Annotated in this window: 16 protein-coding genes; 13 read left to right on the forward strand and 3 right to left on the reverse strand. The window is 39.0% G+C overall.

Annotated elements, in window-relative coordinates; genetic code table 11:
* Nucleotides 1-115: 115 nt before the first annotated feature.
* Entirely contained in the window at nucleotides 116-802 is a 687-nt protein-coding gene (locus FJR08_RS11265; protein ID WP_015083584.1) for a PHP domain-containing protein, read from the reverse strand.
* Between the two features lie 241 nt (nucleotides 803-1,043).
* A complete protein-coding gene (gene purM, locus FJR08_RS11270) occupies nucleotides 1,044-2,069 on the reverse strand; it encodes a phosphoribosylformylglycinamidine cyclo-ligase (RefSeq protein ID WP_168633215.1) in 1,026 nt (341 codons plus the stop codon).
* A 152-nt stretch (nucleotides 2,070-2,221) separates the two neighbouring features.
* On the opposite strand from purM, the gene FJR08_RS11275 reads away from it, so the two are divergent.
* The 4 genes from FJR08_RS11275 to FJR08_RS11290 all read left to right on the forward strand — a co-directional run bounded on the left by FJR08_RS11275 (nucleotide 2,222) and on the right by FJR08_RS11290 (nucleotide 5,802).
* Complete coding sequence (locus FJR08_RS11275) at nucleotides 2,222-3,709, forward strand: thymidylate synthase (RefSeq protein ID WP_168633216.1); 1,488 nt, start codon at nucleotides 2,222-2,224, stop codon at nucleotides 3,707-3,709.
* Nucleotides 3,710-3,781: 72 nt separating this feature from the next.
* Nucleotides 3,782-4,636: a hypothetical protein gene (locus FJR08_RS11280; protein ID WP_168633217.1), complete on the forward strand. Its 855-nt coding sequence runs from the start codon at nucleotides 3,782-3,784 to the stop codon at nucleotides 4,634-4,636.
* Nucleotides 4,637-4,752: 116 nt separating this feature from the next.
* Nucleotides 4,753-5,184 (forward strand): XRE family transcriptional regulator, encoded by a 432-nt coding sequence (locus tag FJR08_RS11285; RefSeq protein WP_168633218.1) that lies wholly within the window; start codon nucleotides 4,753-4,755, stop codon nucleotides 5,182-5,184.
* A gap of 57 nt (nucleotides 5,185-5,241) precedes the next feature.
* On the forward strand, nucleotides 5,242-5,802 hold the full coding sequence (locus FJR08_RS11290) for a dCMP deaminase family protein (RefSeq protein ID WP_168633219.1): 561 nt from the start codon (nucleotides 5,242-5,244) through the stop codon (nucleotides 5,800-5,802).
* Here the strand turns inward: FJR08_RS11290 and FJR08_RS11295 are convergent.
* Nucleotides 5,799-6,335, reverse strand: coding sequence for a P-loop NTPase family protein (locus FJR08_RS11295; RefSeq protein ID WP_168633220.1), 537 nt, complete (start codon nucleotides 6,333-6,335; stop codon nucleotides 5,799-5,801). The two genes, FJR08_RS11290 and FJR08_RS11295, sit on opposite strands and share 4 nt — an antisense overlap.
* Nucleotides 6,336-6,566: 231 nt before the next feature.
* Between FJR08_RS11295 and FJR08_RS11300 the strand changes: the two genes are divergently transcribed.
* From FJR08_RS11300 to argB, 9 genes are all read left to right on the forward strand, one after another.
* Complete coding sequence (locus FJR08_RS11300) at nucleotides 6,567-6,842, forward strand: nucleoside monophosphate kinase (protein ID WP_323294578.1); 276 nt, start codon at nucleotides 6,567-6,569, stop codon at nucleotides 6,840-6,842.
* A 96-nt stretch (nucleotides 6,843-6,938) separates the two neighbouring features.
* Nucleotides 6,939-7,676 (forward strand): ribonuclease PH, encoded by a 738-nt coding sequence (gene rph, locus FJR08_RS11305; protein WP_168633256.1) that lies wholly within the window; start codon nucleotides 6,939-6,941, stop codon nucleotides 7,674-7,676.
* 55 nt (nucleotides 7,677-7,731) lie between these two features.
* Entirely contained in the window at nucleotides 7,732-8,505 is a 774-nt protein-coding gene (locus tag FJR08_RS11310; protein WP_015083592.1) for an MlaE family lipid ABC transporter permease subunit, read from the forward strand.
* A gap of 71 nt (nucleotides 8,506-8,576) precedes the next feature.
* Nucleotides 8,577-8,939, forward strand: coding sequence for a type II toxin-antitoxin system RelE/ParE family toxin (locus FJR08_RS11315; RefSeq protein WP_168633221.1), 363 nt, complete (start codon nucleotides 8,577-8,579; stop codon nucleotides 8,937-8,939).
* Between the two features lie 5 nt (nucleotides 8,940-8,944).
* The gene (locus FJR08_RS11320; RefSeq protein ID WP_015083594.1) at nucleotides 8,945-9,271 is read left to right on the forward strand and encodes a DNA-binding protein; all 327 of its coding nucleotides are present in this window, start codon (nucleotides 8,945-8,947) and stop codon (nucleotides 9,269-9,271) included.
* A gap of 42 nt (nucleotides 9,272-9,313) precedes the next feature.
* Nucleotides 9,314-9,874: a hypothetical protein gene (locus FJR08_RS11325; protein WP_168633222.1), complete on the forward strand. Its 561-nt coding sequence runs from the start codon at nucleotides 9,314-9,316 to the stop codon at nucleotides 9,872-9,874.
* A gap of 338 nt (nucleotides 9,875-10,212) precedes the next feature.
* Nucleotides 10,213-10,935, forward strand: coding sequence for a 6-phosphogluconolactonase (pgl, locus tag FJR08_RS11330; RefSeq protein WP_168633223.1), 723 nt, complete (start codon nucleotides 10,213-10,215; stop codon nucleotides 10,933-10,935).
* Nucleotides 10,936-11,091: 156 nt separating this feature from the next.
* Entirely contained in the window at nucleotides 11,092-12,054 is a 963-nt protein-coding gene (locus FJR08_RS11335; protein ID WP_168633224.1) for an FHA domain-containing protein, read from the forward strand.
* 109 nt (nucleotides 12,055-12,163) lie between these two features.
* Entirely contained in the window at nucleotides 12,164-13,060 is an 897-nt protein-coding gene (gene argB, locus FJR08_RS11340) for an acetylglutamate kinase (RefSeq protein WP_015083597.1), read from the forward strand.
* The last annotated feature ends 143 nt before the right edge of the window (nucleotides 13,061-13,203 follow it).

The following is a 13,203-nucleotide window of genomic DNA, read 5'->3' on the forward strand; positions in this document are numbered from 1 at the left end:
GGGAAAAATTCTTTTTCACTCCCCCTACTCCCCCTACTCCCCCTACTCCCCCTACTCCCCTACTCCTACTTCCCCTGGTTAGTAAACCAGGAGTTTAAAAGAGGTAAATACAGATTTACAACCTATGCAGCAAATTCAAGCCGTGCGAATCAGTACCACAGGTGCTAAATAAATCGAATTTTTCCGCTAATTGTTGAACTTCCTCAGTTTCCACCACACTAGGTTTCCAAGGTTTAGGATTATTGTAAGCGTAGAAAGTCTCAACACCATCAATACCATCACCCGCAGCCGCAGGAATGAGGTCAAAATGCGATCGCCTATACCGGGCTGGGTGAGCAAGTACCGCTAGTCCTCCCGCTTCGTGAATAGCTGTAATCACGTTAACTGCTTGATAAGCCTTGCCGACACTAGGAATTTTTTGTAAGTATGGCTTCATACTGGGATGTTCTGACTCAAAAGCATAAGCCAGAATGTGAACTTCATTATCCAGCAGATTGGCATTAATTTCTGCACCACTCCACAAATATGGAACATGAGCATCAGAATTACTCCACTTCCAATCTTCCAACCAAGCCAGGGCTGCTTGGTAGCCACTGATACTGTGATGATCAGTGATAGCCAGACCTTTTAAGCCAATTGCGATCGCTTGACTCATCAAATCACCCGGTTCTAGTTTGCCATCCGAGTGAACCGTGTGCATATGAAAATTAAATAACTGGGGACAACTTTGTGCATCAATGCGTTGGAATACTTGCTTTAGTAGTTCCTTAGAAACAGTAGTCCGGGCAAAATTTATAACCATAACCCCTCTACACGAAAATTACATTTTTCTCAAAACACCAACACGCCACACTTATAAATGAGATATAACCAATACCACTAACCAGTAAATACAGATACTTCCTCAACTGCACCAATTGATTTTTGCAATATGTTAAGACTACGTTAGCAAATATTAACGCTGATGGCGATGAGTATTTTTAATTACTTCCATCAAGAAAATATGAATTTTGCGTATAGGTTCTATCTGTTTACCACCATTGTTACAACAAACCGACTAATTCACCTACTCCAGTGACAACTTCACCAATTATATTAGCGGAGATATCCTGAGATTGAAAATGAGTCATTACCTGTTCTGCTTGCTGGGGTGGAACTAATAACACAAAGCCAATACCCATATTAAATGTATTATACATAGCCTCAGCACCCACAGAACCAGCCGCAGCTAACCAATGAAAGACAGGAGGAATAGTCCAACTATCGGGGATCATTTTAATCCCTTGACCCTTACTTAAACATCTTGGTAAATTTTCTGGTAAACCGCCACCAGTAATGTGAGCCATGCCATGAATTTCTAAATCTGACTGCAACGCGGCTAAAACAGATTTTACATAAATGCGTGTAGGCGTGAGACAAGTTTCCCCAATAGATGCACCATTTAATAAATCTGGGGTATCAGTCCAAGCAAAACCACCATCACTGACAATTTTTCTGACTAGACTCAACCCATTGCTATGGACACCTGAACTAGCTAAACCGATAGCTACGTCACCCACCTGCACCTGAGAACCATCTAGCATTCGGCTCTTTTCCACAATTCCCACGCAAAAACCCGCCAAATCGTATTCACCAACTTGGTAAAAACCGGGCATTTCCGCCGTTTCTCCCCCCAATAAAGCCGAACCAGCTAATTTACAACCGGTAGCGATTCCTGCAACAACCTGAGTTAATTGTTCCTTATCTAACTTACCTGTAGCCACATAATCTAGAAAAAACAGCGGTTCTGCACCCGATGTCAACACATCATTAACGCACATCCCCACCAAATCTATGCCCACAGTATCATGACGATTGAGAATTTGAGCTATTTTCAGCTTTGTCCCCACACCATCTGTCCCGGAAACCAAAACTGGTTCTTTGTAACCTGTGGGGAGTTGAAAGCAACCACCAAAGCCACCTAGTCCCCCCAAAACCTCTTTTCTAAAGGTGCTGTGAACCAAATTGCGAATTTGATCTACAAAAGCTCTACCCGCTTCAACGTCAACGCCTGCATCCCGATAATCCATGCCTAATTACACCGTTATCAATTCATAATTTAGGTTATTATTATCACACAAATTATGTACTCAAGACTTTTTTTGATAATTTGTGATTAATCCCGATCAATCATTGTATCCTAAATAATCAAAGATTGCTATCTAAAAATTTGGTAAATCAAGTGAGTAGCCAACTAACCCAATTTTATTACACAGCCCAGCACAAACCAAACCAATTGATTTATGGTAGCGGTCAAACCGCAGTAATTACAGGGTGGATGGTGAAGCAAGCTGTAGCTAAACATCTACAATCAAACGAATATGCTGTAATTGGACAGTTATACTCACCTACCAGGGGTATCAACTTACTAATTCGCAATTTGTTACTAAATCCCCACGTTCACTATTTAGTTATTCTTAACGCCACCAAAGAAGATAAAAACGCCGGTGCTTGTCAATGTTTAGGCGATTTTTTCCGTCATGGTGTGGAAGAAAATATTAGTGATGCGGGGCGAAAATCTTGGGTAATTCGTTCTCAAATTCCTGGTTATATTGATATTGATATTGATATCAATGCCTTGGAGAAATTACGCCATTCCGTAGAAATTCAAGACGCTATATCAATTTCTGATGCTGTCGAGAAAATTCAATATTACGCCCAAAAAGAAATAGTAGCACCTTGGGGAATGCCTGTAGAATTTCCCATGACTACAATTGAACCAACCGTTTTACCAGGAACACGCTATGGACACAGAATTGAAGGCAAAACTATTGCTGAAACTTGGGTAAAAATCATTCACAGAATTAAAACCACTGGCACAATTAGACCAACTGGTTATGATGGTAAATGGCAAGAATTGATAGATTTAATGGCAGTTGTCACCGACGAACCGGAAGATTTCTATTTTCCTGAACCCAATTATTTACCAATTGATAGAAGTTTCTTAGAAGAATATATTTCGCAAATTTTAGATGATGCACCCAATCGAGAAGGAGTAAAATACACCTATGGACAACGGTTACGTTCTTGGTTTGGACGAGATCAAATTGAACAGGTAATTGAAAAACTAATTGAAGAAATTGATGCTGCTAGTGCAGTTATGACTTTATGGGATGTGAAGGATCATGAAAAAGGTGGTAGTCCTTGTTTGAATCATATTTGGTTAAGAGTAGTAGATAACGAATTATCATTAACTGCTGTTCTTAGAAGTAATGATATGTTTGCAGCTTGGCCAGCTAACGCAATGGGGTTGAGGTCTTTGCAAAAACATATTAGAAATGAGATTTGTCAACGTTCTCAATATGATTTGAAGCTAGGACCATTGATAACTCTGAGTCAGTCTGCTCATATTTATGATGATACTTGGAGTAACGCTGAACAACTGATTAAAGAACAATATTCTGCAATTTGCAAAAAATTAGATTACTATGATCCCGCAGGTAATTTCTTAATAGAAATAGCAGAAGAAAAGATAGTTGTTACACATACAACTCCTGGTAGTGGAGAAATTGTTGGTTGCTATTCTGGGAAAAATCCTTTGAAATTGATCAAAGAAATTTGTGCTGCAATACCAGCAATACGTCCAGATCATGCAGGATATTTAGGTATGGAATTGCAAAAAGCAGCGAATTGTCTTAAAATTGACAAGCCATACATTCAAGATCAGTAACCGCGAACAAACAACCATTTTAGAAATGGTTGTAGAAAATTTTAGTGTTTTCCAAAGCTCAGGGAGTATTTCATGTCAGTTTTGAGTTATCAAGATATTATTAGGGAGCTTGGTAAAGGTATATATTTTCATCCTCTTAAACCAGGTAGTATTAAAGATTGCGATTTATGTCTAACTGCGGGTGAGTGTGCTTATTCACTTGAAGAAGAACGACGCTTGACTATTTATACAGAACAAAACCAGCAAGGAGAGGAACGGAAATATTTCGACATACCAAAAAAAGATACAGCTTTAGTATGGACTAGCGAATCAGTATCCCTCAGTAATAAATTTCGCGGACCACTTTATTCCGTTGTCAAACGAGTATCAGACGGTTTAGGACACATTGGAACAAGAGTAAATCCTGAGTGGTCAGGAGTTCTTTGTATAGCCCTTCATAATGTTTCGGATAAACCAATACGAATTTACGTGGAAGATGTTAACAAACCAATTGCTTACTTGGCTGTTGAACAATTAAGTTCCCGGTGTTCCAATCCATCAAATAATCACAAACCTGACATTTCTGGAAGACTTGATGTTCTTCATGGACGATTAGGCCGTCAGGAGGTTGATGATTATTTTAGTCACCCAGACAATGTTTGGATGATGGATAATAACAAAGATACGCTAAAACAACTGATGCTTGATTCAAAGGAGTATAAAGAACTTAAAAAAGGTGTTAAAGATACATTACTAGGTTTTCTAGGTTCAGATCAACAAACTCGGTGGTCAGCAATAGGATCGATAGCCGGCACATTGGGAATTATTATTTCATTAATTGCTTTGTTCAAATCTTCGGATTCGTCTAATCTAAATCCAAAAACAGATACTACTCCTCAGAGACAAGCAAATCCAAATAAAACAGTATCTCCAGGCTCAAATAAATAGTAAATTTTGTTTTTATTAACAAAGATATTTATATTTCAAGCTCATATTTTTGTAATAAAACTAAAATTTGTTGATTCAACATCGAAAGAACCATAAGTTCTAATGTAAGGTAACTAATGAAAATGTACAAGATATATGTATCTGGCGCTTTGACTGACGTAGAAAATCCAATAGAAACTAAAGCACTATATGAAAAAATAGGCTTGGTTTGTGAAAAAGTTGGTCTTCAAGCTTACGTACCGCATTTACATACTGATCCAGTGAATAATCCTGATATTACTCCTCGTGAAGTTTTTGATAAAGATAAGTATGAAGTTAGTATATCTGACTTGGTTATTGCTTATCTTGGTTCGCTTTCTTTCGGTGTAGGAATGGAGTTAGCGTATGCAGAGAACAACAAAATTCCTATCATTCTTTTGTACGAAACAGGTAAGCGGATATCAAGATTTCCTCGTGGTATTCCGACTGTGATTGCTGAAATTCAGTTTAATGACTATGAAGATGCTTTAAATCAGTTAAAAGAGGTTTTATTAAAGTGGAAACAATAGCATCTAATATTTTTCTTCTCAGCAAAGCAGTATAGTAAAATTTAAAGTTGAAACACCATGCAAGATATTTTTTCATCTGAACAATACCATCAAAGACCAACATGGGATGAATATTTCCTCATGTTGGCTAAATTAGCCGCAACTCGCTCAACTTGTCTTGCTTTTCCAGTGGGTGCTGTAATTGTTAAAAATAAGCAAGTTGTAGCCACAGGTTATAATGGCTCACCGTCAGGCTCGGCTCATTGTACAACCCAAGGATACTGCTATCCAGGTTTAAATAGCTGTGATGCCAGTAAAATACTACCATCAAGGGCTGTACACGCGGAGGCAAATGCGATCGCTCAAGCGGCAAAGTATGGTATATCTACAGATGGATCAAGTATATACGTAACGTTAGAACCCTGTTTATCTTGTTTAAAGTTAATTATCTCCGCTGGAATCAAAGAAATATTTTATGAAACTTCCTTTAACAGTGGAGAAAAAGCTTTAGTTAGAGATTCCTTTGTTAACGAAGGTTTAGTCACAATTAAGCAAGTTCAACTTTCTGAAAATATAGCCAAAAAAGCTGCTTCTTTTCTTTTATCTTCCATATCTGTGAGTGATTTTGCTAATACTTAAGGTTGATGACTGCGACGAATTTCTGTAATTTGATCTGCCACATCTAAAAGAGACGTTGGCATCTGAGAACCTGTGAGAATAATATCAACATGAGGGGGACGGTGAGAAAGAAACTCTAAAACCTCAGTTTCTGGAATTAAACCGAAATTAATCGCTAAACTCAACTCATCTAATAACAATAAAGAATACTTACCTTCATTAACTACCTTTTGGGTATGTTGCCAAAGTTGTTGCAAAGCCTGATTTTCGGCTGCGTCCAAATCGGAACTATCAATACAACGGGGCAAATCACAGCGAATCCAATCTAAATGTTGTCCCATTTGGGTAGGTCGTTCATGTCCTTGACGAATCCCACCTTTGAGGAATTGGACTATTAATACTGGTGTACCTTGTCCAGCAATTCTCAGCGCTTGTGCCATGACGCTCGTAAAAAAGCTCCGCTGGGAACTAGTAAAAACTTGCAATAGTCCTTCTACGGAATATGGTAAGCTGAGAGTCGAATTTAGACCTGGGGTTTCTAGTTGGGCAACCATAAGGCAAAGTTTAAAAACTCACTATAAATTTAATGATTTACAATTAAATGCAAATCTTCGCTGATAGCAAAACATATAGTTATCATACAGCAGTATTCATAACTAAAACCGCCTTGATATTTAGTTTTAACTTTTTCACTGATTTAGAGATATTTTTCCTACAAATGATTTAAGATTGCTATAACAAAATATCCTGCAAAAATAGTGAATTTTATATATGAGGGTTAAGTTGTGGTGAGATTAGTAATTTTAGGGGGTTCAGGGGCAGGAAAAAGCACTCAAGCCCAAAAGCTTGGTAAGTTTTTTGATGTTCCCTTGGTTTCTACCGGTGAAACTTTACGAGCAGCCATATCTGGAAATAGTCAAAATAGTGCCTATGGTGAATTAAATGATTTAGTTATGGAAGCTAAACCTTATTTGGAAGATGGAGAGTCAGTTCCAGATCAAATGATGATTGAATTTATTAAAGTCCGTCTCAAGCAAGTCCTAAATAATGGTAATTGGTAATTGGTGATTGGTGATTGGTAATTGGTAATAAATAGTTTTATTGCTATTACTCAGTTATTCTATAAGGCAGTAAGCAAAAATTTTGAGGCAACTTCGATGACTTGGCAACGTCCTGACGGGAGAACCCCCTGTGAACTCCGTCCCCATAGTTTTTATCCTAATTTCACCCGCTTTGCACCTGGTTCTGTTTTAGCTAAATGTGGTGATACTCAAGTTCTGTGTACCGTCAGCGTTGCGGAAGGAGTACCTAGATTTTTAACTGGTAGTGGTAAGGGTTGGTTGACAGCTGAATATAGAATGTTGCCTTCTGCTACCCAGAAACGCCAGGAACGGGAATTAATGAAATTGTCGGGCAGAACACAGGAAATTCAGCGTTTAATTGGGCGGAGTTTAAGGGCTGCCTTGGATTTTGAGGCTTTAGGAGAACGGACGCTAACTGTGGATGCAGATGTATTACAAGCGGACGCAGGAACGAGGACAATGGCAATTACAGGGGGGTTTGTGGCTTTGGCTCATGCTATTTCTCAATTATTGCAGCAGGGAGTTTTAGAGCGATCGCCTTTATGTGGACAAATAGCAGCAGTTTCTGTAGGCTTGTTGGAGGGTGAACCATTTTTGGATCTTAACTACGTTGAAGATGTAGCCGCAGATGTGGATTTTAACGTAGTCATGAATCATAAAATGGGAATTATTGAAGTTCAGGGAACAGCGGAAGCGGGAAGTTTTAGCCGTCAACAATTAAATCAAATGCTAGATTTTTCTGAACAAGGTATCCAGCAATTATTAACTGCTCAAAGAAATGCAATTAGTGATTGGAATACTTTGTTTATCTAAGGTTAAGTTGTCATAATTCCCAAGTACCAAAATTCAATTAGTGGCCGTAAACTGCTTGCAACCAAAAAGAAATTTAGAACAATCTTGGATAATTCGCTGTTTGTCATCATTTCTGTTGTTCGGTCAAATTCTATTGCATTTCCTGCGCGGAAAAACCTACTATCGCAAAATATTAGAACATATGGTAACGGCAGGCCCGGCTTCTATTTCTCCAGTCTTGCTAGTTAACGGTTTTGCGGGGATGATTTTCACTATTCAAACCGCTAGGGAATTAGTGAGATTTGGGGCTGTAGATAGTGTTGGAGGTGCATTTGCTTTAGCATTTTGTCGAGAACTAGCGCCGATTCTTACTGCTAGTATTATCGCTGGACAAGTTGGTTCAGCCTTTGCTGCGGAATTAGGGGCAATGCGGGTGACGGAGCAGATTGACGCTTTATATATGCTCAGAACAGATCCGATTGATTATCTAGTTTTACCTAGAGTCATTGCTTGCTGTTTAATGATGCCTGTAATGATGATTTTTGCTGTAGTCACAGGTATAATTGGCGGGGCTTTTGCGGCTGCACAATTTTATCAAGTTGTTCCCGAAACATTTTTAGAATCGGTGAGAGCGTTTTTATTACCATCAGATATTTTTATTATTTTACTTAAAGGGTTAATTTTTGGGGCTATAGTTTCTGTTAATGGCTGTAATTGGGGACTGACAACTCAAGGAGGTGCAAAGGAAGTGGGAGAATCAGCCACAACAGCAGTTGTTACTACTTGGGTGGCAATTTTTATTATGGATTTTATCTTGGCTTTGCTACTGTTTGAAAAACCTATATTGTAATTTTAGGTTTATTTAGAATAATACTGCTTGACGCATGGTAACATATAAGTTACTATAAGACTGTCTCTGTTATGAAAGTTGAAGAATATCTTAAAGAAGATGGTTCCAGTCCTTATCAAGAATGGTTTGATAAATTGGATGCTCAAGCTGCTGCGAAGGTGACTGTGGCTAAGTTTCGTTTGGAGTTAGGTAATACATCAAATGTTAAATGGTTTGAGGGAATTGGTGAATATAAAATTGATTGGGGTCCAGGATATCGGATTTATCTGGCTCAGGATGGTAAGCAACTTATAGTATTATTTGGTGGAGGGACAAAGAAAAATCAGCAATCTGATATTAGTCGTGCTAAAGAATTGTACCAAGAGTACAAAAAGCGAAAAAAAGAACTTACGATAAATCAAGAGACTGACAACAAGAATAAAGAGAAAAGGTAGTTATTATGGCACTTACCAGAGATTTCACAGAAACTATTAACGCACGAGTGGAAAAAGATTCTCAGTTCACAATAGCTCTACTTGATGAAGCTATTTTTCTCTTCCTGAATGGTGAACCAGAAACAGCAAGATTGATTTTGAGAGATATTGTTAATGCAACGGTAGGTTTTGAACAATTGGCAATTGAAACGTCTAAACCTAGCAAGAGTTTACACCGGATGTTATCGGCAAAAGGTAATCCGACAATGGATAATTTGACTGCTATTTTGAATGTTTTGCGGAAAAAGCTGAATATTGATATCAATGTTCAAACGACAGTTATTTCTTCTTAAAGATTTTATTTATTGTTTTTGTCTAGTAACTTTTGAGAAAATATGAATAAGAAAACACAAAAAGAAACAGAACTCCAAAAGATAGCCAGCAATGGTTTTAATCTTCAAAAAAGAAGCGATACAGATATTGATTTAGCATTTATTTCTCTGAAAATTGCTTTAAAGGCTTACTTTTCTACTTATCATTGTTACAAGAGTTCGATGAATCTTTTTATAATTAATGGAGATTGGTCAGATGATATAATCTATCCGGGTTACCTTGAAAAACCAATGTTAGCAAAGTATTGTGAAGCATACACAGAGTGTATAATTCACTTTCATCATTTTGCTGAATTAGTGTGCAAGAATTTTTTAAGACATGATAATCCTTTATTTGTGGATTTTCCCTCTAATGACAAAAATATAGTCTTAAAATACAAGATCATTAAAAATGAATTATCTCTAGAAGATGAGAATAATGTAAAAACAACTCGCTTTTTAGAGACTTTAAAAGCATTGTTAGAACTTATTCAGGAAAAAAGTTTAAAAAATGATTATTATAACGAAAGGAATAAGAGATTACTGGGTGTAGCAAAAGAATATTTCTGTTGTGTTTATGGATGAGTTCATCAACCAAGTTTATATCCCGTAATTTATCTTTTTAAAATAAAAATCTTCTAGTCGGCTTGAGCCGACTTTTGCTATTAGACTGGGAATTTATTCCCAGGCTGTTTTGTTTATTTACCGATGTATCCTTTATTCTCTCAACAATCCCCTGCGGTGATGATCAGCGATTAGTACAACTGACTACTGACAACCAACCACAAATAATGATAAAGAAGGTTAAGGACGATAATTGATGGCTTAACTTGACGATATTAAAAATTTCCAGAGTTAAACCGGAAAATTGTCAGAAGTTCGCTATGGTATTGCCAAGAAACAAGCTATGTAATGATAATGCCATGAACAAAACTGTTGAAGTCCACTCCAGTGTATCGGCACTAGTCCAACGGGCGCTAGAATTGATTCTGTCGAAAGTGGAAACTGCTATTAGCGAACGGGGGCAATTTACAATTGCTTTATCAGGTGGCAGCACACCAAAACCGTTGTATGAAGCCATTGCTAATCAAAAGTTGCCTTGGGATAAAATTCATGTATTCTGGGGAGATGAGCGTTATGTTCTGGCAGATCACCCTGATAGCAATGAACTGATGGCGCGACGAGCATGGTTAGATCAGGTTGCACTTCCCCAAGCTAATATTCATGCTATCCCCACTTTGTCGGCTAATCCAGAAGTGGATGCAGCTAAGTATAACCAGCATCTCCAAACATTTTTTAATTCTACATCGGGAGAGTTCCCGGCATTAGATGTAGTTTTACTGGGAATGGGTGATGATGCCCATACTGCATCTTTGTTTCCCCACACGAAAGCTCTCAAGGTGTGCGATCGCCTAATCACTGTTGGTAATAAAGATGATAATCTCCGCATCACCTTTACTTACCCATTTATTAACGCGGCTCGCAGTGTGATTTTTTTGGCTGCTGGTGCTAACAAAAGACCGGCTTTAGCCCAAATTTTCGCACCGGTGGCAGATGATTTCGTCTATCCATCTCGGCTAATTAAACCCCAGGGAGAACTTTACTGGTTGCTAGACGCAGCCGCTGGTTTGGAACTTCAACACTAACTATGATTCTTGAGATTTGGATGATTTAGATAATTAAGAATAATCACCAATGATCAACTTGTTCTCACTCTAAGTAATTGTTAGCATTAAACGCTAAGGTTACTTATGTGCTTGTCAGTAATATTTTTACAACGACCTTCACTAAGGCTTAAATCCATGATCGTCTGCCCTAATTGCAATCATCCCAACCCAGACGGCGCTGTTCAATGTGAAGCTTGTTATACGCCGTTACCAGCTACAGCTAGTTGTCCTAATTGTGGAGCAACTGTACAGTCAGATGCCGCTTTCTGTGGTCAGTGCGGTTACAATCTCCATTTTGGTGTTACTCCCGCAGTTGCCCCAACTATTGCGATTAACCCTGTACAACCAGCGCCAGTGGTCGCTCCTGACCTGATGATGCAACTGTTACAGCCCGATGCTTTAGAAATTGCGCCCGCCGCCAATCCTCCTGTTAGCGCTATTCCCGCCCCTGCACCGGTGGCTGTAGTTCAGGAACAAGCTGTTTATGTTCCTTCTGTCACACCAGCACCAGAAGTTTATATTCCCCCTGTACTGACACCCGCACCTGTAGTTCAGGAACAAGCTGTTTATATTCCTTCTGTCCCTGCACCGGTAGCACCTGAACCAGAAATTTATATTCCGCCTGTGCTGACAGCCCCACCTGCGCCTGTAGCACCAGAACCGGAAGCTTATATTCCTCCTGCTTATGTACCTCAGATCGATCCCCTCACAGTTCCTGAAGTAGCCCCAGCCGCACCACAAGTAAAGGTGGCAAATACCCAATTGCAAAAGGTAGTAGCACGGTTATTCCATGTTCAAGCCAACCAAGAAATAGAATTACCACAAAATCTCTCGGTTGTGCATATTGGTAAGCCGAATGATCGTATTCCTCCCGATATAGATGTTTCTGGGTTCCCAAATTCGGAAATTGTTTCGCGGATTCACTCAGACATTCGGATTGAGGGAGATGCTTGTTATCTAGAAGATGCAGGTAGTTCCAATGGTACTTATGTCAATAACTTACCTCTGTTACCTGGAAACAGACATCGCCTCCGTCCAGGCGATCGCATCAGCTTGGGTAAAGGAGATTTAGTCACTTTCTTGTTTCAACTCTCTTAGGAATAGGGAATAGGGCATAAATATTCCCCCCTGCTCCTATCACCATAGCTGATTAACTCTTGTTGCTAGTTATCCCATAAACTAGATAACTAGCAACTTGGGTAATAACATGATTAATGATATAGAGTATATCAGGCAAGCTGAAGCTAATCGCGTAGAAATTCTCAGCGAAGCACTACCTTACATTCAACAATTCGCTGGCCGTACCGTTGTGGTTAAATACGGTGGCGCAGCCATGAAGGATAGTAACCTCAAAGATAAAGTTATTCGTGATGTGGTCTTTTTATCTTGCGTTGGCTTGCGGCCTATTCTAGTGCATGGTGGTGGTCCAGAAATTAATAGTTGGTTAGGCAAGTTAGGAATTGAAGCGCAATTTAAAAATGGTTTGCGTGTTACTGATGCAGCAACAATGGATGTAGTGGAAATGGTGTTAGTGGGGCGGGTAAATAAAGAAATTGTCGCTTTGATTAACCAAGCTGGAGGGATGGCTGTAGGGCTTTGTGGTAAGGATGGTAACTTAATTACGGCTCGTCCTCAAGGTGATGAAGGGATTGGGTTTGTGGGGGAAGTTAGTAATGTCAATATCAAAATTTTAGAAACACTTGCTAGTAATGGCTATATTCCCGTTGTTTCCAGCGTGGCTGCTGATGAAACTGGACAGGCTTATAATATTAACGCGGATACGGTAGCGGGGGAAATAGCCGCAGCTTTGGGCGCGGAAAAGTTAATTTTGCTGACTGATACCAGAGGAATTTTAAGAGATTATAAAGACCCTTCTACTTTAATTCCGAAAGTGGATATTCGGGAAGCGCGGCAATTAATTACTGATGGTATAGTCAGTGGAGGGATGATTCCTAAAGTGAATTGTTGTGTGCGATCGCTTGCTCAAGGAGTCAAGGCTTCACATATAATTGATGGGCGGATTCCTCATGCTTTACTGTTAGAAGTATTTACAGATGTGGGAATTGGGACAATGATTCTCGGTTCTCATCAGTCGAAACAATAATCGAGATTGGGGACAAGTTACAGCAAAATTAATTCGGAAGGGTTTAGCATTGCTAAACCCCTACAGGATTCATTGGTAAAATTTCATTTACCTACAATCTGCGGTAAGTTAAAATTCAAGTTATTGAGTAACAACTGACAACT

The organism is Dolichospermum sp. UHCC 0260 (assembly GCF_009711985.1).
GTDB lineage: Bacteria > Cyanobacteriota > Cyanobacteriia > Cyanobacteriales > Nostocaceae > Dolichospermum > Dolichospermum lemmermannii.